The organism is Rickettsia endosymbiont of Ixodes pacificus (assembly GCF_000965155.1).
GTDB lineage: Bacteria > Pseudomonadota > Alphaproteobacteria > Rickettsiales > Rickettsiaceae > Rickettsia > Rickettsia tamurae.
Window position 1 is genome coordinate 1,304,334 of record NZ_LAOP01000001.1, and the last position, 25,340, is coordinate 1,329,673.

The following is a 25,340-nucleotide window of genomic DNA, read 5'->3' on the forward strand; positions in this document are numbered from 1 at the left end:
TTCTTGTATGATTATCTCGGAACGTAAAACGGACGGACTGTTAAAATATTACCATCAACTTTACCTAAACAAAAATATCTTTTTTCTGTAATACTAACATACCACGCTCTAGTCTGGACAGTTAGCCAATTTTTGTAGTTTATCGAACCGGAAAGCCAAATAGTAATCAAGGTTTCCACTGTCGAGCTTTTAAAAGTTTCATATGCATTTGTTATTACATAGACGTTATTATAATTACGAAAAAATACCAGATTTATTAGAAGAATTTGAGATTAATGTATATCCTAGCATGTTAATTAAACTCTTTCCCCCTCTAGTTCATAATGAATTGTTCTGTAAATATTGTTTGGATATAAATTTAGTGAGTGAATTTAGAAGCAGAAGTTATACTAATGGTGATAGTAATATAGTAAGTGTTAACTCATTCTGTCCTTTATGTAATCATATCGATCATCTACATTGTTCCTGTTCTAATTGTAAAGAAATTAGAAAACAGAAAAAACAAGCTGAAGAAGAAAATAAAAGAAATGTGTTAATGCAAGCGTTTTTGCCCATTAGTATCGATATTCCTATACCAAATGAATTAACCTTAAAGGATGCGGTATATTTATTTGCCGTAAAAGAACACTCTGCTACTAAAGATTTAGAGTTTATAAAACCCTATTTAGAAGGACCTTCTATAACAAGTTTAGCACCGGATGAGGAGTTAAGATGCGATATTATAGAACATTTAAATCGCAGAGGTTTTATACAGATTAATCCCTTAATAAATAGTCTCGATGCTTTTAAATTTGATTCAGAAAACAAAGTAGTAGGGTATTATCGTAATAAAATATTATGGGAATTTTTGCCTAATATGGATATTGGAGAAAAAAAAAGAATATTTTAATACTATTTGGACTATTATTAAAGACCAGTGGTCTTCATCATGGGGAAGTGATGTTATTGAAATGCGGGAGCTAATTACTAAATATGAATGTATAGAAAACTTAAAATATTTATTAGTAGAACATGATTTTCCTGTAATGGATAAACATGTAGAAAAGCAAGCTTTAGCAACTTTTATAAATTTATTTCAAAACTTTTCAGTAGGACAAGTATTTAACTTATCGTGGCAGGCAGTACGTGACACAAAATATGAGAATTCTTTAGAAAAAAATAATTATTACCGATATAGCAAAGAGAATATCGCTATTATAATTATAAGTAGAATACAGCAAATAGAGTAATTGCAAATAACTGGAAAATAAAAAATTCTAGGAGAGAGTACTGCCTTCCACAAACTATAATCAGCTCCACTTTTTTTGATGTGTTTTTAGAGATATAGCTAGACCATAGTAAATAGGTACATACTATGCTAATATATATGTTATAAATGATAATAAATAAATTATGGCAAGCAGTTACAGTTACGATTTAAGAATGAAACTATTCAAAGCTCTAGATGATGGGCTCTCAATTGTTAAAGCATGTAAAATATTCAATATAGGTCGTAACACTATATATAGATGGAAAACTCTTAAATGGGAAACAGGAGATATAAAAGCAAAACCTTATGGTCCAGCAAAGGGTTATAATGCAAAAATAAATCTCAAAGAATTTGAAGAATTAATTATCAATAATCATGATAAAACAGCTAAAGAATTAAGTATTATACTAGGTAATAGATTACAAAGAACTAGAATAAATTACTATAGAAAACTACTAGGGTACACTTATAAAAAAAAGTCATCTTCATCCCAGAAGGGATATTGGTTTAAGGAATGAATTTATAGAAAAGATACAGCAAATTTCTAAAGAAACTCTAGTATTCATTGATGAGTCAGGAATAGAAGATAATGCTTGTAGAGAATATGGATGGAGTATAAAAGGTACTAGATGTTATGGAAACAAAGTGTATCAACATAAATCCAGGATCAGTATGATAGCGGGGCTTCGTAATAATCAAATTATAGCGCCAGTAATATTTGAAGGAAATTGTAATAAAGAAATATTTACAACCTATGTAGAGACTATATTAACTAAAGAATTACATCCTGGACAAACAGTAATTATGGATAATATCAACTTCCATAAGAATAATATAATAAGAGAATTAATCGAGTCGGTTGGGTGCAGAATTTTATTCTTACCTACATATAGCCCAGACTTAAATCCTATAGAACATTATTGGTTTAAGATTAAGAACGAAATAAGAAAAGTTACGGGGCAATTCAAAGATATCAGTATGGCTGTAGAACACGTACTAAAGTTTATTTAACTGTACCTATTTACTATGGTCTAGCTATATCTTTCAGTAGTTGTATTTTTTCTGATTTTGAAAATTTTGCACTATGCGTTAAACAGTAATGAATGAAACAACCAACTTTATCTTGACGTAACTCACTAGGTTCATATTCTCTGCTCCAACTTTCATTTAATAGCTCTTTTAACTTAACTCTAAATACATAATCAAACTTATCATTCCACAACTGCCCTTTCCCCCATTTATAGGATATATTATGCAATAACGTTGTTTTTCCAACTCCTGCACCGCCTAATAATAATATTTTCCCTATATCTGCTTGGATTCTGTTTATTGATTCAATTATATCTTTTATTTCTTCTATATTATTTTTACCTAATTCCTTATGTACTAGATTAATCTTATTATTTTCTTCTTTTTCGGTATTTATTATATCTATGATTCTTTTTATTTTTTCTGAATCATCTTTATCATTCTTATTAGCCGATTCTTTACTAAGTAACTCTTTTATCTTTTTTATTAAAGTTCAATATTATATATAAGTTTGTTGATAAAAAATGATTTATTTACTAATATCTATATTTCCATAAATAATATTAGTTTTATATGCTACTGCTACTTCCTGAAATAACTTTGACTTTAATAGCACTTTTAGGGCAGTTTTTTGCCGTAATTATACCAAATAAAAATAGAATTATTTCTAATATCATTATTTTATTATGCATATTATCAATTTTTCTTACCTTTAAGTACTCAAGCTATGAAGGAGTATGGCACTCATTTGCTACCGAAATAAATATCGGTATTAGTAAAAGCATAGTGCTACTATTCATTATTATCTCCATGATTATATACCGTGATTACTCTATTCTTGTTGCTGAGGAATTAAAGTTTGAATTTATTACTTTAATGTTATTATCGGTCGTAGGTATTTTTGTTGCAATTTCATCACGGAATTTTCTATTATTATTCTGCGGTATGGAGCTTACTGCTTTAACTTCATATGCACTTGCAGGATTCAAATTAAATGATATTAAATCATCGGAAGGTGCTTTAAAATATTTTATCTTAGGTAGTTTAGTTAGTTGTTTATCATTATTCGGTATTTCTTTTATATACGGATTCGGCGGAAGCCTACAATTTGAGGATATCTTATATAAACTAAATGATAATTCTGGGATGGAACTTGGTTTAATAATCGGGATTGTATTATTTTTAAGTAGTATTTTCTTTAAACTCTCAAGCGTTCCACTTCATTTTTGGGTCCCTGACGTATATGAAGGATCGCCGATTACTTCGGTTACTTATTTCACCGCTGCCTCAAAAATAGGTATGGTTATTGTTTTATTAAATATCAGCAAATTAATCATAGGTAACTACTACCCTATTAATTATAATTTAATAAAGATAATTGCTATATTATCTATGCTGTTTGGAGCTTTTGGAGCTATTCGTCAAACTTCTCTAAAAAGATTAATGGCTTATAGTACTATTTTAAATATCGGTTATGTATTAATCGGCGTTCTTCTGCATAATCAAGAAGGATATAAAGCAGCTTTACTATATATTCTAATATATGCGGTAGGAAGTATAGGATTTTTTACTTGCTTAATCATGCTGCTCGGTAAAGACACCGATAAAGCTAGTTTTAAAACTATACAAGGAATTGCAGAGAACCATAAAACTATAGCTGCCGTAATTAGCATAGTTATGTTTTCAATGATTGGAATCCCTCCTCTTACAGGATTTTTCGGTAAATATTACCTTTTTTACCAAGCAATTAATCAAGAAGAATTCGCATTAGCTTATTGTGGTATTTTTACCAGCGTAGTTGCTGCTTTTTATTATCTTAAAGTAGTAAAAGCCCTGTATTTTTCTAAAAAGATTGAGATAATTAAGCTTCCTATGCAATATGGGCTTTTACTGATTAATTACTTAGTTGTAGGCTTCTTGTTGCTTGGTTCATTTATTATCTCGTTTTAGATGGTGTAGACTTTTTATTAACAACACTAGCCGCAGTAGTTTTAGTAGGCTTCACAACCTTTTCTTTTAGATTCTTTATATGTTTTAGATCTTCTTCATCTAATTTTAATAAATCTTGGTCTTTCTGTTTAGCTTTTTTAGCTAGACCTAATTGACTTGGAGTAACACTAACAATATCATCCGTTCCAACTTCTTTTTTGAATTTTTCTAGAGCGTCTACATATTCTCTGTTTGCGTCTATATTTGTCTTTACTGATTTTTGTTTTGATTCTTTCTTTATTTTATCAGAAGAATCAGCTAAATTTCTTTCATCTTTAATATCTTCATTTAAACTTTTTATTGTCTTTATTAAATGTTTTTTCGCACTATCTCTAATACCAAGTATTTCTAAAATTCTTACAAAATTAGTAGTAACTTTATTTCTTAATTTAAGTTTTTGTCCCCCTTTTTTTCTTTCTTCATAATTAAGAATTTTCTCAAAATAATCAGGATATTCTTTCATTAATGTTTTTAATCCTTGCTCTTTCACTTCGTAATAAGGAAAACTATATTTTTTAGAAATTAAACTATTTACTTTAATTTCTAAGCCGTATTCCTTTAAGGATTCTTGCCTTTTTTTCATTGTATCTATTAAACTAGCCTTAATTTCTTCAGGCGTTATTTCTTTAGATTTTTTATTATTAAATTTCTTTGGCATCGCTTGTTTTGCAAATTCTGCAATTGCTTCATTACTATAATATTTAGTTAATTCATCAAAACTTTTATCAATAGTTTTGCTTAAATCAATTTTAGAAACTGCAAGTAAGCTATCGGCAAAATTAGGATTTTTTGTTCTTAAATTAGAAGGAAATTCTCTAAAATGGTTAGTGGGACCGAATCCAGGCAAATGTTTGGCTCTTGAATGCGGATAGATATTATTTGTTAAATTATCAAAACTACCGGCAAAATCAATTCTTACTAATTTAGGTAAAGTTTTTGGATTTTTTTGATCTCTGATAACTCCTATATTTCCAACATGTATATCAAAATCGCCGATCAATAAACTTGCCGGCATAATGTTTTCAAAGTTCTGATACTTAATTTCCTTAAAAGCATTTTCTAAGGTTCTAAATAATTTATTTCTAGCCCCCATAAAAAGCGGTCTACCGCCGTCCTTTCTAAACCAAGAACTCGGTTTAGTTTTAGCAGACATATGTTTATCCATGTCCACATACATATCGCTACTATAATTCTCAAAAAATTCAGATTTGACATATATTTGCGAATCAACAGCTTTAGATTTATTAAAATCATCAGGAGCAATTAAATTAACCTTTGCTCCATTTCCGGGACTTATAGCTTCAAAAATTTGAGATCCTAAAAACTCGGCTATATTTTTTGAGCTTGAAGTCTCTTTTTTTATCATCGCCGTAATTTTACCGTCTGAGCTTTGATATACGCCGCCATGCTCTCCTACTTCATTAGCTCCGCCTCCTTTAGGCTTTAAAAAATTCCAACCTTTAAATACTGATTTCTTATTTTGAGTCATCCTCGCCTCTTTATATTGATAATTTTGATATAATTATAAAAATATTATTTATTTTATATCAAGGATAGAAGCCGTTTTCTACTTAATTTTATTGTTCTTTAATATTTCAGCTACTTCAAGAGCTGCATAGGTAAATATACCTGTTGCACCGACACGTTTAAAACTAATTAATGACTCCATCAAAGCTCTCTCCCAATCAATCGCCCCTGCTTCTGCTGCAAATTTTAACATTGCATATTCTCCGCTAACCTGATATGCAAAAATTTTAGCATTAAAATTATTTGCCGCTTCACGAATAACATCCAAAAACGGCATACCAGGCTTCACCATAACCATATCGGCTCCCTCTGCTATATCATACTCAATCTCAAGCATTGCTTCCTTAATATTACGCACATCCATTTGATAGCTTGATTTATCTAAATAATTCTTTTGAGTGCTTCTAACTGCCTCACGAAACGGACCGTAAAAGCTTGAAGCATATTTAGCGGCATAAGCAAGAATTCCAACATTTATAAACCCCTCTTTGTCAAGATATTCCCTTATTGCCCCGATTCTTCCATCCATCATATCAGAAGGTGCAACAATATCTATTCCGGCTTTTGCTAGTACTAATGCTTGATTACACAAGGCTCTTACTGATTTATCATTATCAACTTCCCCGTGATACACAATACCGTCATGACCATGTGTAGTATAAGGATCAAGTGCTACATCGCATATTATACCGATATCAATATTAGCGTTTTTGATGCTTCTAATAGTTCTACATATCAAATTATCTAAATTATAAGCCTCGTCGGCATTTTCGCTTTTTAGACTTTGATCAATACTAGGAAATAATGCAATAGCATTAATACCAAGCTCTGCTGCTTCTTTTGCCGTTTCTACTATTTGATCAATCGATAAACGATATATACCGGGCATAGTCTTAATTTCTTGCCTTTCATTATGTCCTTCAACAATAAATAAAGGCAACACTAAATCACTAATTGATAAATTATTTTCAGCTATTAATTCTCTAAGCCAAAAAACTTTTCTATTTCTTCTAAGTCTAATATGGGGGTACATAAAATTCATATCTTATTTTAGTTAATAACTTGGATTCTAATATATAACCTAACTATCTTATAGTAAAAATATTGCATTACAAAAAGAAATTTTGCTTGCAATTTATAAAAAATTTAAGCAAACTAACGAAAATAAAAATATGTAAATAAATATAGGAGCTTAATATGGCACAAGGTAATATTCCAAAATCAGTAAAAGATAGAATAAAAGAGTGGGAAAAAAATCAAATATGTCAAATAACCCACCAAAAAATACAAAAACGGCTGTTCCTCCAAAACCTACTTCTGAGCAAATAAAGGCATGGAACGAGGCACATAAAAAACAGACTGACTTAACTACACATTCCCAAGCACTTGATATATTTGTCGATACCCCATATCCGCAAGTTGAAACCCAAAAGCCTATTATTTTTTCAAAACCGGCTCCGGAACAAACAAAAGTACCGGAAGAAACACCTAAAAAACAATCTAATTTAACCGTAAAAGAGAAAATAGAGAAATTTTTTAAAGATCATAATATTGATACCAAAGATGCTTTGATTCCAGAATTTAGCCGCTATATAGAATTAAGCGGTTCTATGGCAGGGAAGCGTCTTGATGTTACTATTAAAGCTTATGAACAATCATTAGGACGGCTAATAAAACAAGTAGGAGTACCTCAAAAAGAGTTTGTTTCTTTTATAGAAGATGATCTAATAAAGAATCATCCACACAAAGATAAATTTGAGAAAATCAATCAACATTATAAATTACCTGAACCACCTAAATTATCTGATATAATTGATAATCTTAGAAAATTAGTAAACAATGATGATATAATAGCTCATTTGAAACAAAGTAGAAAACACATTGAATTTAAAGAAAAAGTAAATAATATTATTCAGATTTATGATGATAATAAACATAATCCAACTGCTATAGTTAAAGTTGAAGCAAAACTGAAAGAGGTAGGTAAATGGTGTGAAGAAACTACAAAAATGGATAATAATCCTATTTGGAAAAATATTGGTAATTTTATAAAATATTCTTTTACTGGAGATAAAGCTAAAGCTGCTTTTTATAAAGATGCTATAAAAAATTCTACTCAAAATACTAAAAAAGCTATAGCAGAAATACAAAAATCTCTTACTAATCCTTCTCCTCATTCATCTAATGTTCCACCGTCGAAGAATAAAGGAGAAAGATATAGAAGCTAATAAAAACTTTTAGGATCGATATCTATTTTTAGATGACAAAAAGAAGGAATTTTTATAAGGCTTAGCCAAAATTTTAAATATTTCTGCAAATTAAATTTCTTATCTGCTATAATGAGTATCCGGTAACGATATTTACCGGCGAGCTTTGACATTAATGAGCTTGCCGGTCCTAAAATTTTCACGTTTGCTTTTGGTGCGATTCGGACCATATCCCTAGCAATTTCTAGAATTTTAGCCTCACTGGAACCTGATAAAATTACCGATGCCGTTTTAGAAAATGGCGGCATATCTGCTAATTTTCTTATTTCAAGTTCATTTGTAAAAAAACTATCTTCATCACCGGCCTTAACATAACTAAAAATTATATTATCAGGATAATAGCTTTGTAAATATACCACACCTTTACTATCTCCCCTACCCGCTCTACCTCCCACTTGATGTAGTAGCTGGAAAGTTCGCTCAGATGCTCTAAGATCGGCGTTATTACTCCCAAGATCGGCATCTATTACACCGACTAAGGTAAGATTCGGGAAATGGTAACCTTTTGTTATTATTTGTGTGCCTATTAAAATATCAATTTCTAAATTTTCCATTTGATGTAGAAGCTGTGCTGTTTTTTCAGGACTTTTAGCATGATCTTTACTTATCACCGCAATTTTACTCTCAGGAAAGAGTGCTTTTGCTTCCTCTTCTATTCTCTCTATACCTGGACCACAAATAGTTAATGTTTCATCTTCTAGACATTCAGGACAAGAACTAAAAATTTTACTTTGATAACCGCAATGGTGACATTCAAGTTTTTTAGTCGCTTTATGTACTACCATCCAGCTAGAACAATATTTGCAGGTAAATCTGTAACCGCAAGCTTTGCAGAGCATTAGCGGAGCATAACCACGCCTATTAAGGAATAATAATACTTGCTTTTTATTATCTAAATTATCTTTAATAGCTTCTATAAGAATCTTAGATAAATATGAATTCTTAGGTAGCTTTTCTTTAGTCATGTCGATTATTTCTATATTCGGCAAATCGACATTTTTGTATCTATTAACCAATGTAACCAATTGATATTTACCTATTTCTATATTATACATCGTTTCAATAGATGGTGTTGCCGAACACAAAACAATTTGTGCTTTATCAAATGTACCTCTTACGATAGCCGTATCCCTAGCATTATATAATATACCGTCATCTTGTTTATAGGAATCGTCATGCTCTTCATCTATAACCACCAAACCGAGATTTTTAAAAGGTAAAAATAAACTACTTCTAGCCCCAATTACTACTTTAACTTTATCACTTAATATGCCTCTTAAAATCATTTTCTTTTGAGCTTTAGTAACGTTTGAGTTCCATATGATAGGTTCAAAACCGAATCGCTCTATAAATCGATTAATAATTTGTGTACTTAAAGCAATTTCAGGCAACATAACCAGCACTTGTTTGCCTTTTGCTAAGTAATCTGCTATTAGATGAAAATATATTTCCGTTTTACCTGACCCCGTAACACCTTTAATAAGCACAGGCTTATTACTTTCATTTAAAATTGTTACTGCTTGTTTCTGCTCTTCTGACAAATCAGGTAGCACAAAGTTATTATTTACTTTCTGCTCTTTAACTTTAATCGGTTTTTCAGCAATATCTATAGGTAATACTAACTTGGCTATGCTCCCAAGTTCTGACATATAGTAGCTACTCATCCATTTAATTAATTCTAAAACTTCTAAAGTAATATTTAAATTTAACGGTACTTTCGCTCTAATAGTTTTTATTTTTTTTGCCTCGGAATTTGAAGCAAGCTCCCATACTATACCAATTAATTCTTTATTTCTAAAAGGCACTACAACAAGATCGCCGATATTTAGCTCTAAATCTTCAGATATTAAATAATCTAACGGAAATAATTTTGCTACCGGCAATAATATTTTTGCTATTCGCATATATAATGTATTTTATAATTTTTTTTTATTATATACTAAATTTAATAGATTGTAGAAATTTAGATGAAAAAAATTATTATAGGAATTTCCGGAGCTTCAGGAGCAATATACGGTATTCGTTTGCTTAAAGTACTAAAGGAGCAAAATATCGAAACTCATTTGATTATTTCAGAGGGAGCAGCTCTTACTATAAAGCTCGAAACTAAATATTCTATAGATGAAGTTAAGCTACTGGCTAATTATTATTATAACGATAAAGATTTAGGTGCTACTATTTCAAGCGGTTCTTTTAAAACTTTGGGAATGATAATAGCCCCTTGTAGTATGAAAACCTTAGCAAGTATTGCTCACTCAATGGAAGATAGTTTAATTAGTAGAGCGGCAGGAGTTGTACTTAAAGACAGACGAAAACTTATTTTAATGACCCGTGAAACTCCACTACATATCGGACATTTAGAAAATATGCTAAAAGTAGCGAGTTACGGCGGTATCATAGCACCGCCTGTGCCGGCTTTTTATAATAACCCTGTAAATATAGATGATATAGTCAATCACTCTATTACTAGAGTTTTAGATTTTTTCAATATCGAAACTAATTTAATTAAACGCTGGGGTAGTTATGAGCAATAAAGTATCAACTTTACTATTAAACTTACATTAAAAAAACTCATCGTGCTGTTAGTAAATATCCCCCATCTAACAATGTTATACCTGAATTTTATGAAATAAATAAAATTATTTAATGTGTGTTCAATATAAACATATAGTTGCTATAATTTATACTATTACCTTATTTTTGGATAGATTAGACCTAACAATTATTAATGTTGCTCTTCCAACTATTGCTGATCATTTTGGGATTTCTGTTATCAATGCAAATTGGATCAGTATAGCTTTTCTCTTAGCACTCTCTATTTCCATTCCAATTAGTAATTGGTTGGGAGATAAATTTGGTTTAAAAAATATTTATATATTATCGATAATTCTCTTTGGTGTTGCTTCATGTTTATGTGCATCTATTAATAATTTTTATGTTTTAATCTTGCTAAGATTCTTACTGGTAATTTTTTGTATCAGAGAGTAGAATTAACTAATTATTGTCTGATGTATTTATAACAAACTCATCTCATAAACTATATTATTGTGGTAAATTATCTTTATAAAAACTCAAATGAATAATATAAAATGTTCTGTTTTGAGTTTTATTGCGTGGATCGGTTTTAACGTCATTGCGAGGAAAAACTGTAAGTTTTGACGAAGCAATCCAGTAAAAAATTCTGATTTACAGAATTTTTTTATTATTCTCCTAGATTGTCACGCAGCCTACGGCTGCTCGCAATGACGACTCGGTATCCACGAAACAATACCTCGTGGGGATGACATAAAGGGCTTCTTTTTTCAAACCATATAATAATTTAACAAACAACAATGGCACGTAATAAAATAAATAATGACAAAAATATAGCTGCTAACGAAGAAGTAGATATTCCTATACCAAGGGTTTTACCTTCCAATGTTCAAGCAGAGCAAATGCTACTTGGGGCGATTCTAACCAATAATGAATTACTAAATTACGTATCGGAATTTTTACGTGATGAACATTTTTTTGAGCCTATTCATCAAAAAATCTATGAAGCAATTGAGAAAATTACTGAAAAAGGGCTGATAGCTACACCTATTACTTTACGTAGTATGTTAACTCAAGATGAACTATTTCAAGGAATAGAAGGAGCGGAATATTTAGCAAAATTGATAACTATGTCAATGATGGTAATAAATCCGATTGATTACGGTAAAATAATATATGATTTAGCAATAAAGCGTAATTTAATAAATATCGGTGAAGAAGTAGTAAATAATGCCTATAATTCTTCATTAGAAGTTGAAGCAAAGGAACAGATTGAACATGCCGAAGCTAAGCTTTACGATTTAGCTAGCGAAGGCTTAAATGAAAAAAGTTTTACCAAAATCGGTATATCTATTTCAGAATCCCTTGCTAGCATTAATAGAGCTATGAAAAATAACGATCACGTAATCGGCATATCTACCGGTTTGATTGATCTAGATAATAAATTATTCGGCTTTCATAATTCCGATCTTATAATTCTCGCAGGACGTCCGTCGATGGGTAAAACAACATTCGCTATAAACCTTGCACTTAATGCCTGTAATAATATGCGTCTTAAAAATATTAGAGATAATCAAGAAATTCAGTCGGTAGGTTTTTTCTCTTTAGAAATGTCCTCAGAACAGCTAACCACACGTCTACTTTCAATGTGTGCAGAAATTGATTCTACTTCTCTTCGTACGGGGATTCTAGGTGAAGAAAAATATAACCGTCTTCGCAAGGAAGCAAATACTTTATCGGAATTACAATTTTTTATCGATGATACCCCTGCTCTATCTATTTCCGCTATAAGAACAAGAGCTAGAAGAATGAAACGCAAGCATAATCTCGGTATATTATTTATCGATTATTTACAATTAATTAGAGGAGTAAGTAAATCCGAAAATAGAGTTAGCGAGATTTCAGAAATAACCCAAGGCTTAAAAGCAATAGCAAAAGAGTTAAATATTCCGGTTATTGCGTTATCTCAGCTCTCAAGAGCGGTAGAACTACGTGAGGATAAAAAACCTATGCTATCCGATCTTCGAGAATCAGGAACTATAGAACAGGATGCTGATATAGTAATGTTTATTTACCGTGAAGAATATTATTTAACTAGAAAAGAACCGGCAGCAGGCGATGCTAAACATGCCGAATGGTTAGATAAGCTCAACAAAGTATATAATATTGCCGATATAATTGTTGCAAAACATCGTAACGGACCGGTTGGAAATGTTCCGCTTTATTATGATAGTCAATTTTCTAAATTTGGTAATTTGGAGAAAAGAACTTTTAACTCTAATTAAATCAGAATTGCTTTAACGTTATTGTGAGCAGACATTACTCATGTGGATACCAAGTCGTCATTGCGAGCAAACGTTAGTGAGCGTGGCAATCTCAGGAATTTTTCCGAGATTGCTTCGTCGAATTACTGCGTAATTCTTCTCGCAATGACGAAAAAACCTATCCATGCAACAAGGCCGACTTGATTGCGGGATCTAATTTAAAATACTAAAATTATTAGTATTTTAAGTTGTTTTTATGGACCCCGTGGTCAAGCCACGGGGTGACACAGTAGATTTTACCATACGCATCAAGTTAAGAAAAGCAAGTAGGTTATACTGGTATTACGGTAGTAAATTATGAATTAAAAAGAAGCTAATATATGGTATAAATTTTTGCAAGATTAACAACTAAATTGTGAGAATTTATCCTATGGGGAAAATAGTAAACTTAGCAAAACTATGCCAAGAGTTTTTTGGAGAGACAGCCAATAATTTATCCATTACAACAGGATTTATTAAGAGACAACGAAAAATAACTGGTTCAGCTTTTCTAAAAGCTATAGTGTTTGGTAATATGAGCGATAGTAATTGTAGTCTTGATGGAATGCGTAACTTTTTAAGTGAAGAAACTATAGATATTTCTGCCCAAGGCTTAGACTTTAGGTTTACTGAGGTAGCAGTAAAATTTATGCAGTCAATGTATGAACAATGCTTGAAATTATTTAGAAATACTATGCCGCTTGATTGCAACATTTTGCAGCATGCAACATTTTGCAGCAATTTAATAGCGTTAAATTATTGGATAGTAGCCATATTATTCTACCTGCCAATATGGCGGATAAGGTATAAGGGCTGATCAAGGATATAGAGAACATTTATCAAACATATCTACTAAGGACTTATTAATATCTGATTTAGGTTATTTTGTCCCAGCTTCATTTATTCAAATTATCGAACTTGGTGCATATTTTATTAGTCGTTATAAAGCAGATACTAATATATATGACCCTATCACTGAGGAAAAAATTGATTTATTAAACCTATTAGATAATAAATTCTTTTTATCAAAAGATGTACTTTTAGGTAAACAAGCAAAAGTTAAGCTACGGATTATATGTCATAAATTGACTGATGAACAGGCTATTGGTAGAAGAAGGAAGGCTAATTTATTAGCTAAGTCTCATAAATATAAATCTTCTTCAAGAAACCAGAGATTACTAGATTGGTCAATATTTATCACTAATATATCAGAGGATATGGTTAATGCTGAGCATATAATGATAATTTATCGAGCAAGATGGCAAATTGAATTATTATTTAAATTATATAAAAGTCATGCAAAAATTGAAAATCTTAAAGGGAGAAGTAAACCTGCAAGAGTTTTGTGTGAATTATATGGTAAATTATGTAGTGTGCTTATTTTTCATGGATTATCGAATTGTGTAGAATTAGCAAATGATAGAGAAATTAGTTTAACCAAAGCATTTATTGAACTACAGAAAAGGTCAAGAGAATTATTCCTGTCTATTACTGGACGTCTTAATGATTTAAAGCAGTTCCTTAAGAAATTAATTATAGATTGGGGGAGATTTTCTTTGAAAGATAAATATCGTAAAACCAGATTATCTTCCTTAAATACACTAAAATTATTAACAATTATGGCTTAACTTGATGCGTATGCTTATTATAAGTGAGTAAAATCATGAAGTATAATGGAGGTTGTTGTCTTACAGCAACGGAGCTTACCCCTGGCACCTTTATTTATTAATTCTAGATTAAGTTTAGGCATAAATTAAATAAAGGAATTGCGAGTAGTATTAACTATGTTTGATAAAAATAAAGATTTATTAATTCTAAAAAATACAAATGCAAAAAATAAAGAAAAAATTAAAAAAATTTTCTTTTCATCACCGTTTCTAATAATATTATTAATGTTTTTTTATTATCTTCTTAATATCTTAAAAGTAAAATATTTCTAGATTTTTCAACTAATTAAGCTGTTAACTCTAAATTTTCTTACTTAAAATTATAGAGATACGACAAATTATCTTCACTATTTTACTAGTTATTTCTGCAAATATTGCCTCAGTACTATCATTCATTATAGCAATATTTTTATGTTCAATTTCATCAAGTCGAAATTTAATAATATTATTTAATAATTCCGGCTCAACATTTTTATTTTCTAAATAATTTATTTGCTGTTCATAATGTTTTTCTATTACTTCTTCTACACTCTCGGTAACAAGCATCGCCGTTTTTATTCCCATCAAGGAAGATAAAGCACCAAGTAAAAATCCGTAATGATGCCAAAAAAATAATAAAAACGTGGGTCTTACTTCTTTTTCTAGTAATTTTTTTTCAAAATAATTTAAATGGACCTCTTCGTGATCAAGCATTTCTTTAATCAATATATGATCATTTTGAGATTTGATATATTTTAGCTGCCCTTGATAAATTCTTTTTGCACCATACTCTCCAGCATGATTAACTCTAATTATCTCGTGAATTTGTTTGTCAGGGGCAGAAAAATCAGGTCTAGGCATAATGTATACTCGTTTAATTTGAAAATTGGCTACGTCGTCTTATAAGAGCTACAGTGCTCACGTATTTAAGTATACGCTCCTCGCCTTATAGTCTCCTTGCTCTTTTCCAAATTAAACTTCGTCTACTCTTCATTTACTTTGGAGTATACTTTGGAATAAATCGAAACTAGCAGGATTTAACTTATAATCCACTTCTGCCTGTTGTAGCAGTTTTAAAGTCTTTAGACATTCGGTTAGGCTAAGACTACCTGCTATTTTCGTAAAATCATTAATATACTGATAGAAAATCGGTGGGGATAATGATTTTATTGCGAGTTCCAAACGCTCATCGTTTTTTACTTTCGACAAAACTATATATAAATTTAAATAATGCCTTATTAATGCTCTAATAATTAAAACTTCATTGATATTTTGTTTTTTTAATATTTCCAGCTCTTGCAGAAAATTACTATAATCTTTTTTTGAAAAATACATTGCTAAATCACTGCCGTTTGCCGTAATTTCGCTACTTATAACTTCTAGAACATCGTTTAAAGTAATTTCGCGTTCATCATGAACAAAATATATTAATTTATTTATTTCGCTACAAATTAAATCATGATCACCTTTTAAATGAGCTTTTAAATAAGTGATAGCTTCTTTACTTATAATTTTATTAGTTTTTTCTACTTTACCTAAAATAATTCGTTCAATTTTTGCTTCATCGTCATGATAACAAGCAACTGCCGCTAAATATTCTTCCGTTTCAAAAAACTTTTTAAAGCTCCCACTTGAAGTAATTTCCTCACCGATAAACACAGGAAAATTTATATAATCACTGCTTAGAATTGTTTTTAAATTCTTATCGATTGAATTCCCAACCGATCTAATTTTAATTAATTCTTTTTGACCAAAAAAATTAGACGAATTAAGTAATATTTCTAAAGATGAAATATTAAGATCTGCGTATTCTATAGAAGTTTGTAGCATATTTAAGCTTTTTACTAAATGCTTACAAATTTTTTCTATATAACCTTTATCAGGACCATATAGTAAAAGAGCTCTAATCTTTCCGGCTGTTATTAGTTCAAATAATCTACCTATTTGTGAAAAATAAAATTTCATAGCTTAACTATTCCCGTGTAAAATATAAAATTAATCTGCTACGAATTTCTTCTGCTGCTTGATATGCCAAGTCTATTCCTGTTTCATCTCTTTCAACATTTGTTGCATATGGTGTAAAAATAGCATTATATGACGTGTTTTGGTAAAACTTCTCTTCAATTAAAACCTTTTGGCTTTCTATATCAATTAATTTATACATAACTAATTGATTAATATATTCCCTTAAAACATTGGAGTTTTTTTCAATAGTAGCAGGCATAGTTGTTGCGATAAGCTCTGCTTTAAGCAGGTATTTTGCTTTTGCTTTCTGAGGTAAAATACTAGTTAAACGATGATAAAACTCAGCTCCTTCAATTGTTCTAATCGGTTCAACTTCAATAGCTTCTAAATCATTATTTCTACTGTATTTTTCACTATATACCGGTTTTAAATTACAACTGCTCATTAGAAAGAATATAATTACTACAAATAAAGAACGCATATATAGATTAAGATTGGTTTTTTATATTAATAACAGTTTATTTCGATTTTGTGAAAGAAAATTATAATAATTAGCATTTAATACTTATAGTAATTATATGTTAATTTATATTGACATTTATAAATAAGACTTATATATTTTTGCCGCTTCAAAATAATTTTAAGGTATTAGTATGTTATTAGGTTCTAAGTGTTCCAACAGAAATAAAAACAGCATTGGTAAAAATAAAAGCATATTTTCCCTTCCCAAAAAAAGAAAAAGTAACTTTAACAAAATATGACTCAACAGAAAATATTGAAACACTCAAAGTAAATACAAATGAAGCTAAAACTGTAAAGGTTACAAAAAAGGATTTAGAAAAATCTTTTAAGTTATATGAAGAAAAATTGACAATATTAGCACAAAAATTATCATCACAAACATCAATTAGTTATGATGCTTATAACTCTCAAACAGAGTATTACCCATTGATAGGAGAAGATGGAAATATCAAGTATATCCCTACTACTGAATTATAATTTTTAATCTTTAAATTTGATCGGTAAGTTTTACATACTCACTGCTTTTTATTAAAGAACTCTCTACATCTTCCTTGCAAATCTAATACTCTATGTTAAATTTACAAGGAAGATGCTTGTCCAATAATTTACAAATTTTTTATACAAGTTCCATTATTGTATGCTTATTTTTTCCGATTATAGACATATCATCTTCTAAATATTTGTGCATATCTTCTTCCAAATTATTACACGGTGTTATATTGTATTTTGATGATTCTATAGGAATTCGATCTTTAACATCTCGAGTGTAAGCTTGTAATATTTCTACTATCTCTACCCTACTTCCATAATATGTAGAATAATCTAATGGAGTAAGACCTGAAGCATCTTTATTGTGTTACTAAAGTAGGTTTTGCCTGTAATAGAATTTCAATAACGTCTTTATTATTAACCCCTGCAATTGCCGAATGTAATACCGATAGACCCTGAGGAGTCGTAGAATCTATAGAATCCCGATTTACTTTTAAGATTGCTACCACTAACTCTTTTTTACCATGTTCAGCCGCTTCGTGTAATAAGGCAGTGGGATTATTTTCAATACATATCTTTAATGCACTATTAAAAATTGCTATACCGTCTTTTGTCTTATCTTTAAACAATTCTCCTAACTCATCTATATCGCTCTTTACCGATGCAGATTTCATTTCTCTCTCTGAATCGGGGGAATCTAGGCTTGGAGTTTTATATTGACTTAAATCTGATGTAAGTAAAGTAGGTATTTTTTGTTTTCTCATTAATTCTTCTAAATTTATCAGTTGCTACTAAAACCTTTACAATATCCTAGGTTTGTATGACTCTGATATCATTGCCGTAGTGTGGAGACAACATATGGCATCTTTCCCTCTAAAACTATTTATAAGAAAAGTTAAGCCTTAGGTTTCTCAAAATATGGCTAGCTTTCCCCTGATAATTCTAAATATGTATTTATTTCATGTTGCAAATCATATGGTATGTCATCGAATGGATTTTTACTATCCGCATCTTGGACAGCTTTTAGTTGAGGTGCCACTCTTAGTAAGGCATCAATGATCCCTTGGCTAGACAATTTAGCTGCTGAATGTAAGACTGTTGAACCATTATAGGTTACAGTAGTTAAGTGTTTAGCAAGTTTTAATATCGTTTCAACCAATTCTGCATCATCGCTCTCAACCGCATCATATAAGATATACTGATTATTTTTATCAAATAGAAATGCTTTAGTTCATCTTGATTATTCTTAGTTATTAATACTTTCAATTCCTTTAAAGAAGTTTCTTTTCTAGAAATATCCCCTTCTATATCATCATCTGAACGTGGTGATGTTAGTGAATCCTGAGTATGAAAATCATTACCATATTTTTCATAATTTTCTGTAAAAAATTCTAAAATATCTGCTTCTTGAATCAATGCTTCTTGTTTTTTTACTTCTTCTACTTTTTTTAAATTTAAAGGGCTAGGTTTTTTGGTTATTAATTTTCCTAAATTTATAAATTATTAATTATTTTAGGAGGGATTGTTAATTAGCTATGTTTCTTAGGTGTTGAGTAGGGACCGTTTTTTCTGTCATTGCGAGGAAAAACTGTAAGTTTTGACGAAGCAATCCAGTTAAAAATTCTGATTTACAGAATTTTTATTATTTTTATGGATTGCCATACAGCCTACGGCTGCTCGCAATGACGGCTTAGGTATGTATCCACGCAACAATGCTTTCTCGCTTTTGCAGGAATAACATAAAGAATATTTACCAATCCACACAAAAATGACCTAGTTGGCGAACTACTCTGAGCTATAAGAATTGTTAATTTATCACAATGGATTAGTTACTGAAGTTTTATATTTTCCATATCCCAGTCATGAGAAATAGTATTATACTTTAATATATAAGGCTTAGTATCTATAGAATCCAAAGTTACATCCGCAATCATATTATCATGTGACGAGATGAGTTCGTTATAACCAAAATTAGCATAGTAAGGTTGATAATTTTTAAATCTAACCGTTATAAATTTCTCTTTAGTAATAGCAGGTAAGAATTTCACCAAATCGTCAAGATTACTCAAAGCCAAATCTTTCATCTCAAAAATTTGCAATCTATAAACATTTTTATAATCTTTGGTAAAAAACGTCGGTATAGAGCTAAAGCTACTACCGGATTGAACGGAAGCTATACTTAGAGCTTTAAGCGGAATACCTGATTTATTACTAAAATAATCATCGGCTTCAAAAAATACTGCACCGCCGAAATTTATCATTTTAGCGATTTTATTATTGTTCACATCATATAAATCTACTGCTTGTTCTAGCTTTTTTCCGTCACGAAATATAGTAAGTTTAATAGCTATTCCTTTGAAATTATCCATTTCTCTATCAAATAATGCTAGATTACCGCCGAGTTCCTTATCATTAACTGCCCAAATAATATCACCGGCTTTTAAAGATTTTTCAGCAGGCGAACCGGCTAGAACTGCCTTAACGCTTATCACTCTATTTCTACTATCAGGAAATTTATTTATATATTTGTCCATTTCTTCTTTAGGGAAATTATGATGTCTAACTGCTTTATTTAAAGAATATAACTCGCTTATTATTCCTATATGTTTTCTGCTCGGTTGTTTATTATTCTTTAAACTGTCTAAAGTACGAGCTACATAATCACCGTGCAGTGCTAGAGAATGAGTTTTACCCCCACCATATAATACTCCTATAGCCTCAATCTTATCGTTTAACACTGGTGAACCGCTAGCACCGCCGGTACTATTTAAATTAATAACATAAGTACATTGTGGCATTAAACCTTCAATATTATAAAGATCGGACAAATAACCGGTATGGAAAGAAAAACCTTTTGCTTCCGTGTTACCGACTACGAAAACCTTTTGATTTAATTTTGGAAGCTCGTTTGAGAAAGCTATTTGTGTTGCCGATGCCGGTATATCTTTGCTCTCTACTTTTAGAACGGCATAATCCTGCCAAATATCGTAATAGATAAGCTTTGCTTCTGCCTGCTCCCCATTATAAAAAGTAACAAAATAAGTTCCGATAGACGCACCGCCGACAACATGAGTATTAGTAATTATATAACCGTTGTTCTTATCGTTAATAAATCCCGTTCCTGTCCAACTACTTGTATCATCATATGCCGATACGGCAATTCTAGTATCAATTGTTACGATTGCTTTCCTCGCTTTTTCAAATATAGCACTGCTTGTTTCAGAAGATGAAAAAACTATATTATTCTGGAAAACTAAATTAATAATAAATAAAAGTTTTAGTAAAATCGGTAGTTTTTTCATGTTCACCTCTTGTAAAATCATTTAAGCCGCACTATATCAAATAAAAAGTCATAGCACAATAATTAAAGGATTTGTAGTCTGTATGTCATTCCCGCGTAGGCGGGAATGACATACAGACTACAACACTAATAATAAACAAAAATAAAATAAAGAAAACGAGGAATCTTATGGAAAAAGTAATAGGTATCGACCTTGGAACTACCAATTCTTGTGTTGCAGTCATGGAAGGTAAAGAACCGAAAGTAATAGAAAATACAGAAGGTGAGAGAACTACGCCGTCAATAATAGCTTTTGCAAACGGCGAAAAATTAGTCGGGCAATCAGCTAAGAGGCAAGCAGTAACTAACCCTCGCAATACCGTATATGCAGTAAAACGACTAATCGGTAGAAAGTTTGTTGACCCCATGGTTGAAAAAGACCAAGGTATTGTACCGTATAAAATAGTCAAGGCCGATAATAATGATGCATGGGTTGAAGCTGATAACAATAAATATTCACCAAGCCAAATTAGTGCATTCATTTTACAAAAAATGAAAGAAACTGCCGAGAGTTATTTAGGGGAAAAAGTAACACAAGCAGTAATTACCGTACCTGCTTATTTTGATGATGCACAGCGTCAAGCAACGAAAGATGCCGGTAAAATAGCAGGTCTTGAGGTCCTTAGAATAATCAACGAGCCGACTGCTGCAGCTCTTGCTTACGGTTTCGAGAAATCGGCAAGTAAAACTATTGCAGTATATGATCTTGGCGGCGGAACATTCGATGTTTCAATTCTTGAGATCGCTGATGGTGTTTTTGAAGTGAAATCAACAAACGGCGATACATTCCTTGGTGGTGAAGATTTCGATACAAGAATATTAAACCATTTAATAGATGTATTCAAAAAAGAAAACGGTATAGATTTAAGTAAAGATCCTTTAGCACTTCAGCGTTTGAAAGAAGCAGCAGAAAAAGCTAAGAAAGAGCTATCTTCTGCAGTAACTACCGATATTAATTTACCTTATATTACGGCTGATAGCACAGGACCGAAACATTTAAATATTAAATTTACTAGAGCAGAACTTGAAAAATTAGTAGATGATTTAATTGAGAAAACTATTGAGCCTTGCCGTAAAGCACTACAGGATGCAGGTTTTAAAGCTTCTGATATTCAAGAAGTAGTATTAGTCGGCGGTATGACTAGAATGCCAAAAGTACAAGAAGCCGTAAAAAAATTCTTCGGACGTGAGCCGCATAAAGGCGTAAATCCTGATGAGGTTGTAGCTCTCGGTGCTGCTATTCAAGGCGGAGTACTTAATAAAGAAGTAACGGATATATTATTATTAGACGTTACGCCTCTATCCCTTGGCATTGAAACTCTTGGTGGCGTATTTACAAGATTAATCGATCGTAATACTACTATACCTACTAAGAAAAGTCAGGTATTCTCAACTGCTGACGATAATCAGCATGCCGTAACTATTAGAGTATTCCAAGGTGAACGTGAAATGGCAAAAGATAATAAATTACTTGGTCAGTTTAATCTCGAAGGTATACCTCCTGCACCAAGAGGTTTGCCGCAAATAGAAGTAACGTTTGACATTGATGCTAACGGAATAGTGCATGTTTCGGCTAAAGATAAAGCAAGCGGTAAAGAGCAGAAAGTAACTATTCAAGCTTCCGGCGGTCTTAGCGATGCGGAAATTGAACAAATGGTTAAAGATGCCGAGCAGAATGCCGATGAAGACAAAAAGCGTAAGGAACTTATTGAAGCAAAAAATGCTGCCGATAGTTTAGTTTATTCTACTGAAAAAACTCTTACAAAGTATGGCGATAAATTATCATCAGACGATAAAGGAGCTGTTGAAGAAGCACTAGCTACTTTAAAAGCCGTTCTTGAGTCAGAAGATGCTGCTTTGATTAAAGAAAAGACCGAAAGCTTAACTGCAGCTAGCATGAAAATCGGTGAAGCGATGTATAAAGCACAAAGCGAGAGCCAACCTGCTGAAGAAAGTGCCGCTAATGATGAAAAAATAGTAGATGCCGACTTTCAAGATGTAGAGAAGAAGTAATAATTGTCACCCCGTGGGCTTGACCACGGGGTCCAGAAAACAACTTAAAGTGTACATTTTATGTTTTCACTGGATGCCGTGGTCAAGTCACGGCATGACATCGTCATATAAAACAAACATATAACATAATTTCATGTCACAAGATTATTACCAAATACTAGGCGTTAGTAAAACAGCTAGCCAAGCTGACCTTAAAAAAGCCTACCTCAAACTAGCCAAGCGATATCACCCTGATACTACTACCGCTAAAGATGCTGAAAAGAAATTTAAAGAAATAAATGCTGCTTATGATGTCTTAAAAGACGAACAGAAAAGAGCCGCTTATGACCGCTTTGGGCATGATAATTTTCAAAACCAACAATCACGAGGAGGAGGAAATCATGGCGGTTTTCATCCTGATATTAACGATATATTCGGTGACTTCTTTAGCGACTTTATGGGAGGCAGCAGAAGATCATCACGCCCAACTTCAGCTAAAGTTAGAGGCTCGGATTTAAAATATGATCTGACAATTAACCTAGAGGAAGCATTTCACGGTATAGAAAAAAATATTAGCTTTTCTAGCGAAGTAAAATGCGATACTTGTCACGGTAGCGGTTCTGAAAAAGGTGAAACCATAACTACTTGCGATGCTTGCGGCGGTGTTGGAGCGACTAGAATTCAGCAAGGATTCTTTACGATCGAACAAGCTTGTCATAAATGCCAAGGTAATGGACAAATTATAAAAAATCCTTGCAAGAAATGTCATGGCATGGGACGTTATCATAAACAACGAAATTTATCGGTAAATATTCCTGCCGGTGTTGAAAACGGTACTAGAATAAGACATACCGGAGAAGGGGAAGCAGGTATTAGAGGCGGTAATAGCGGTGATTTATACGTTGATATAGCAATAAAACCACATGATATTTATAAAGTAGACGGAGCAAATCTACATTGTAAACTACCTATTAGTTTTGTGAATGCCGCTCTTGGAGGAGAGATAGAAGTACCGGTAATTGAAGGCGGAAAAGTAAACTTAACAATTCCTGCAGGCACACAAAACGGTGATCAATTAAGGCTACGCAGCAAAGGTATGTCTAAAATGAGATCAACTATTAGGGGTGATATGCTTACGCATATTCATGTCGAAGTACCTAAAAATTTATCTAAAAGACAACGTGAATTACTAGAAGAATTCAAAAAAGAATCTATAAATGAAAAAGAAAACGACGGCAGCTTTTTTAACAAAATGAAAAGCTTATGGTCGTGAATACCGAGTCGTCATTGCGAGCAGCCATAGGCTGCGTGGCAATCTCATGAAATAATAACAAACTCCTGAGATTGCCTCGTCAAAACTTATAGTTTTTCCTCGCAATGACGTTAAATAATCAATATTACCGGAGGTTTTTATGCCTTATAAAAATAATAACGATTTACCTGATTCAGTCAAAAATCATCTTCCAAGCCATGCCAAGGATATTTATCGTGAAGCTTTTAATCATGCATTTGAGCAATATAAGGATGCCGATAAAAGACGTGAAAACGACTCTAGAGAGACAGTTGCACATAAAGTAGCATGGTCAGCCGTTGAAAAAAAATACCACAAAAATGATAAAGGACACTGGGTAGAGAAATAAGTCCAAGAATTTATAAGTTTGTGAGATTTTAAATTGAATCCTTGAAATTCTGTAAACCTATATGTATATTTAGTTATTAACTGAATTTAAGTTCTTATGAAATTAACAAAATTATTGAGTACCCTTTTAGTTATAGGGTTAGTTTTCAGCGGATGTAAAAGCAAAAAAAACAGTGATGACATAGTAGTTCCTATTCCTACTCTTTATAACGAAGGTGTTACTTTGTTAGAAAAGAAAAAATATAAGAAAGCTGCGGAAGAATTCGGAAGAGTATTTTACCAACATCCAGGTAATGAAATGACGCCGCAAGCCGAATTGATGCAGGCTTATTCTTTATTCCTCGCCGCTCAATATGAAGAAGCGGTTGATGTGCTTGATATGTTCATTAATTTGCATCCTGCAAATGTTGACATTGCTTATGCATATTACCTTAAAGCATTATCATATTATATGTTAATTTCAGACGTAAATCATGATCAATCTAGAACTTTCCTAGCTAAAGATAGTTTTGAAGACGTAATAGCAAAATTCCCAAATACTAAATATGCTATTGATTCATCTTTAAAAATCGACCTAGTAAACGATCATTTAGCAGGTAAAGAGATGATGGTAGGTCGGTTTTACTTAAAGAAAAAGAACCCAATGGCAGCTATTAATAGATTTGAAGAGGTAATTGATAATTATCAAACTACTTCTCACTCGGTAGAAGCTCTTTACCGTTTAGTCGAAAGCTATATGATGCTTGGACTTCCGGATGAAGCAAAAAAATATGCCTCGGTGCTAGGTTACAACTATCCTGATAGTCAATGGTATAGTTATGCATATAGACTAGTTAAGGGATACTAAATCA

General features: G+C 31.6%; 24 protein-coding genes and 1 pseudogene. 14 read left to right on the forward strand and 11 right to left on the reverse strand.

Annotation, left to right across the window (positions count from 1 at the left end; translation table 11 throughout):
• Positions 1 to 202 precede the first annotated feature (202 nt).
• The 3 genes from REIP_RS12825 (at position 203) to REIP_RS10050 (ending at position 2,260) form a co-directional block, all read left to right on the forward strand.
• Positions 203 to 889, forward strand: coding sequence for a hypothetical protein (locus tag REIP_RS12825; RefSeq protein ID WP_052691115.1), 687 nt, complete (start codon positions 203 to 205; stop codon positions 887 to 889).
• Positions 864 to 1,229, forward strand: coding sequence for a hypothetical protein (locus REIP_RS06965; RefSeq protein ID WP_045804142.1), 366 nt, complete (start codon positions 864 to 866; stop codon positions 1,227 to 1,229). The genes REIP_RS12825 and REIP_RS06965 overlap by 26 nt, the downstream gene beginning before the upstream one ends.
• 163 nt (positions 1,230 to 1,392) lie before the next feature.
• Positions 1,393 to 2,260, forward strand: a protein-coding gene (locus REIP_RS10050) for an IS630 family transposase (RefSeq protein ID WP_156147374.1) whose coding sequence is annotated in 2 segments (ribosomal slippage) — positions 1,393 to 1,719 and positions 1,721 to 2,260 — 867 coding nt in all. Because the reading frame shifts where the segments join, the coding sequence is not laid out codon by codon here.
• Between the two features lie 13 nt (positions 2,261 to 2,273).
• On the opposite strand, the gene REIP_RS13500 is transcribed toward REIP_RS10050, so the two are convergent.
• Positions 2,274 to 2,765, reverse strand: a complete 492-nt coding sequence (locus REIP_RS13500; protein ID WP_082068275.1) for an NACHT domain-containing protein — start codon at positions 2,763 to 2,765, stop codon at positions 2,274 to 2,276.
• Positions 2,766 to 2,851: 86 nt separating this feature from the next.
• Here REIP_RS13500 and nuoN point away from each other — a divergent pair, with 86 nt between their 5' ends.
• Positions 2,852 to 4,228 (forward strand): NADH-quinone oxidoreductase subunit NuoN, encoded by a 1,377-nt coding sequence (gene nuoN / locus REIP_RS06985; protein WP_045804143.1) that lies wholly within the window; start codon positions 2,852 to 2,854, stop codon positions 4,226 to 4,228.
• Here the strand turns inward: nuoN and REIP_RS06990 are convergent.
• Together REIP_RS06990 and hemB are read right to left on the reverse strand one after the other, a co-directional pair.
• Positions 4,215 to 5,756 carry a hypothetical protein gene (locus REIP_RS06990; RefSeq protein ID WP_045804144.1) on the reverse strand — a complete coding sequence of 514 codons (1,542 nt, stop codon included), beginning with the start codon at positions 5,754 to 5,756 and terminating at the stop codon, positions 4,215 to 4,217. The genes nuoN and REIP_RS06990 overlap by 14 nt on opposite strands.
• Positions 5,757 to 5,834: 78 nt before the next feature.
• Positions 5,835 to 6,827 (reverse strand): porphobilinogen synthase, encoded by a 993-nt coding sequence (gene hemB / locus REIP_RS06995; RefSeq protein WP_045804145.1) that lies wholly within the window; start codon positions 6,825 to 6,827, stop codon positions 5,835 to 5,837.
• A 229-nt stretch (positions 6,828 to 7,056) separates the two neighbouring features.
• Between hemB and REIP_RS12835 the strand changes: the two genes are divergently transcribed.
• Positions 7,057 to 8,022, forward strand: a complete 966-nt coding sequence (locus REIP_RS12835; RefSeq protein ID WP_231569299.1) for a hypothetical protein — start codon at positions 7,057 to 7,059, stop codon at positions 8,020 to 8,022.
• Here the strand turns inward: REIP_RS12835 and REIP_RS07005 are convergent.
• Complete coding sequence (locus REIP_RS07005) at positions 8,019 to 9,965, reverse strand: primosomal protein N' (protein WP_045804146.1); 1,947 nt, start codon at positions 9,963 to 9,965, stop codon at positions 8,019 to 8,021. The two genes, REIP_RS12835 and REIP_RS07005, sit on opposite strands and share 4 nt — an antisense overlap.
• Before the next feature lie 63 nt (positions 9,966 to 10,028).
• Here REIP_RS07005 and REIP_RS07010 point away from each other — a divergent pair, with 63 nt between their 5' ends.
• The 4 genes and pseudogenes from REIP_RS07010 to REIP_RS07025 all read left to right on the forward strand — a co-directional run bounded on the left by REIP_RS07010 (position 10,029) and on the right by REIP_RS07025 (position 14,524).
• On the forward strand, positions 10,029 to 10,595 hold the full coding sequence (locus REIP_RS07010) for a UbiX family flavin prenyltransferase (protein WP_045804147.1): 567 nt from the start codon (positions 10,029 to 10,031) through the stop codon (positions 10,593 to 10,595).
• Between the two features lie 112 nt (positions 10,596 to 10,707).
• Positions 10,708 to 11,049, forward strand: a complete 342-nt coding sequence (locus REIP_RS13765; RefSeq protein ID WP_023508118.1) for an MFS transporter — start codon at positions 10,708 to 10,710, stop codon at positions 11,047 to 11,049.
• Positions 11,050 to 11,393: 344 nt separating this feature from the next.
• On the forward strand, positions 11,394 to 12,878 hold the full coding sequence (locus REIP_RS07020; protein ID WP_008580185.1) for a replicative DNA helicase: 1,485 nt from the start codon (positions 11,394 to 11,396) through the stop codon (positions 12,876 to 12,878).
• Positions 12,879 to 13,287: 409 nt separating this feature from the next.
• A pseudogene (locus tag REIP_RS07025) lies at positions 13,288 to 14,524 on the forward strand (IS4 family transposase).
• Positions 14,525 to 14,863: 339 nt separating this feature from the next.
• On the opposite strand, the gene REIP_RS07030 reads toward REIP_RS07025, so the two are convergent.
• The 3 genes from REIP_RS07030 to REIP_RS07040 form a co-directional block, all read right to left on the reverse strand.
• Complete coding sequence (locus tag REIP_RS07030) at positions 14,864 to 15,403, reverse strand: demethoxyubiquinone hydroxylase family protein (RefSeq protein WP_045804148.1); 540 nt, start codon at positions 15,401 to 15,403, stop codon at positions 14,864 to 14,866.
• A gap of 129 nt (positions 15,404 to 15,532) precedes the next feature.
• Positions 15,533 to 16,507, reverse strand: a complete 975-nt coding sequence (gene holA / locus REIP_RS07035) for a DNA polymerase III subunit delta (protein ID WP_045804149.1) — start codon at positions 16,505 to 16,507, stop codon at positions 15,533 to 15,535.
• A gap of 7 nt (positions 16,508 to 16,514) precedes the next feature.
• Positions 16,515 to 16,988, reverse strand: a complete 474-nt coding sequence (locus REIP_RS07040; protein ID WP_045804150.1) for a hypothetical protein — start codon at positions 16,986 to 16,988, stop codon at positions 16,515 to 16,517.
• A gap of 215 nt (positions 16,989 to 17,203) precedes the next feature.
• Between REIP_RS07040 and REIP_RS07045 the strand changes: the two genes are divergently transcribed.
• Positions 17,204 to 17,506, forward strand: coding sequence for a hypothetical protein (locus REIP_RS07045; RefSeq protein ID WP_197069217.1), 303 nt, complete (start codon positions 17,204 to 17,206; stop codon positions 17,504 to 17,506).
• 371 nt (positions 17,507 to 17,877) lie between these two features.
• Here the strand turns inward: REIP_RS07045 and REIP_RS12840 are convergent, their stop codons facing one another.
• The 4 genes from REIP_RS12840 to REIP_RS07065 all read right to left on the reverse strand — a co-directional run bounded on the left by REIP_RS12840 (position 17,878) and on the right by REIP_RS07065 (position 20,841).
• A complete protein-coding gene (locus REIP_RS12840; protein ID WP_045804152.1) occupies positions 17,878 to 18,282 on the reverse strand; it encodes an ankyrin repeat domain-containing protein in 405 nt (134 codons plus the stop codon).
• Between the two features lie 158 nt (positions 18,283 to 18,440).
• Entirely contained in the window at positions 18,441 to 18,677 is a 237-nt protein-coding gene (locus REIP_RS07055; protein ID WP_045804153.1) for a hypothetical protein, read from the reverse strand.
• Entirely contained in the window at positions 18,659 to 18,934 is a 276-nt protein-coding gene (locus REIP_RS07060) for a hypothetical protein (protein ID WP_045804154.1), read from the reverse strand. Before REIP_RS07060 ends, REIP_RS07055 begins: the two co-directional genes overlap by 19 nt.
• 413 nt (positions 18,935 to 19,347) lie before the next feature.
• Positions 19,348 to 20,841, reverse strand: coding sequence for a S1C family serine protease (locus REIP_RS07065; RefSeq protein WP_045804155.1), 1,494 nt, complete (start codon positions 20,839 to 20,841; stop codon positions 19,348 to 19,350).
• 146 nt (positions 20,842 to 20,987) lie between these two features.
• On the opposite strand from REIP_RS07065, the gene dnaK reads away from it, so the two are divergent.
• The 4 genes from dnaK to REIP_RS07085 all read left to right on the forward strand — a co-directional run bounded on the left by dnaK (position 20,988) and on the right by REIP_RS07085 (position 25,336).
• On the forward strand, positions 20,988 to 22,871 hold the full coding sequence (gene dnaK / locus REIP_RS07070) for a molecular chaperone DnaK (RefSeq protein ID WP_045804156.1): 1,884 nt from the start codon (positions 20,988 to 20,990) through the stop codon (positions 22,869 to 22,871).
• 133 nt (positions 22,872 to 23,004) lie between these two features.
• The gene (gene dnaJ, locus REIP_RS07075) at positions 23,005 to 24,123 is read left to right on the forward strand and encodes a molecular chaperone DnaJ (protein WP_045804157.1); all 1,119 of its coding nucleotides are present in this window, start codon (positions 23,005 to 23,007) and stop codon (positions 24,121 to 24,123) included.
• A 139-nt stretch (positions 24,124 to 24,262) separates the two neighbouring features.
• Positions 24,263 to 24,490, forward strand: a complete 228-nt coding sequence (locus REIP_RS07080) for a ChaB family protein (RefSeq protein WP_045804158.1) — start codon at positions 24,263 to 24,265, stop codon at positions 24,488 to 24,490.
• A 96-nt stretch (positions 24,491 to 24,586) separates the two neighbouring features.
• Positions 24,587 to 25,336, forward strand: a complete 750-nt coding sequence (locus tag REIP_RS07085; RefSeq protein WP_023507598.1) for an outer membrane protein assembly factor BamD — start codon at positions 24,587 to 24,589, stop codon at positions 25,334 to 25,336.
• Positions 25,337 to 25,340 lie beyond the last annotated feature (4 nt).

Coding starts and splice junctions, on each gene's coding strand:
- REIP_RS07030 (WP_045804148.1), bottom strand. CDS start 15,403: ATGCCTAGACCTGATTTTTCTGCCCCTGACAAACAAATTCACGAGATA.
- REIP_RS12840 (WP_045804152.1), bottom strand. CDS start 18,282: ATGAGAAAACAAAAAATACCTACTTTACTTACATCAGATTTAAGTCAA.
- REIP_RS07040 (WP_045804150.1), bottom strand. CDS start 16,988: ATGCGTTCTTTATTTGTAGTAATTATATTCTTTCTAATGAGCAGTTGT.
- REIP_RS07020 (WP_008580185.1), top strand. CDS start 11,394: ATGGCACGTAATAAAATAAATAATGACAAAAATATAGCTGCTAACGAA.
- REIP_RS07085 (WP_023507598.1), top strand. CDS start 24,587: ATGAAATTAACAAAATTATTGAGTACCCTTTTAGTTATAGGGTTAGTT.
- REIP_RS07010 (WP_045804147.1), top strand. CDS start 10,029: ATGAAAAAAATTATTATAGGAATTTCCGGAGCTTCAGGAGCAATATAC.
- holA (WP_045804149.1), bottom strand. CDS start 16,507: ATGAAATTTTATTTTTCACAAATAGGTAGATTATTTGAACTAATAACA.
- REIP_RS13765 (WP_023508118.1), top strand. CDS start 10,708: ATGTGTGTTCAATATAAACATATAGTTGCTATAATTTATACTATTACC.
- nuoN (WP_045804143.1), top strand. CDS start 2,852: ATGCTACTGCTACTTCCTGAAATAACTTTGACTTTAATAGCACTTTTA.
- REIP_RS12835 (WP_231569299.1), top strand. CDS start 7,057: ATGTCAAATAACCCACCAAAAAATACAAAAACGGCTGTTCCTCCAAAA.
- dnaJ (WP_045804157.1), top strand. CDS start 23,005: ATGTCACAAGATTATTACCAAATACTAGGCGTTAGTAAAACAGCTAGC.
- REIP_RS07065 (WP_045804155.1), bottom strand. CDS start 20,841: ATGATTTTACAAGAGGTGAACATGAAAAAACTACCGATTTTACTAAAA.
- REIP_RS06990 (WP_045804144.1), bottom strand. CDS start 5,756: ATGACTCAAAATAAGAAATCAGTATTTAAAGGTTGGAATTTTTTAAAG.
- REIP_RS07080 (WP_045804158.1), top strand. CDS start 24,263: ATGCCTTATAAAAATAATAACGATTTACCTGATTCAGTCAAAAATCAT.
- dnaK (WP_045804156.1), top strand. CDS start 20,988: ATGGAAAAAGTAATAGGTATCGACCTTGGAACTACCAATTCTTGTGTT.
- REIP_RS12825 (WP_052691115.1), top strand. CDS start 203: ATGCATTTGTTATTACATAGACGTTATTATAATTACGAAAAAATACCA.
- hemB (WP_045804145.1), bottom strand. CDS start 6,827: ATGTACCCCCATATTAGACTTAGAAGAAATAGAAAAGTTTTTTGGCTT.
- REIP_RS07005 (WP_045804146.1), bottom strand. CDS start 9,965: ATGCGAATAGCAAAAATATTATTGCCGGTAGCAAAATTATTTCCGTTA.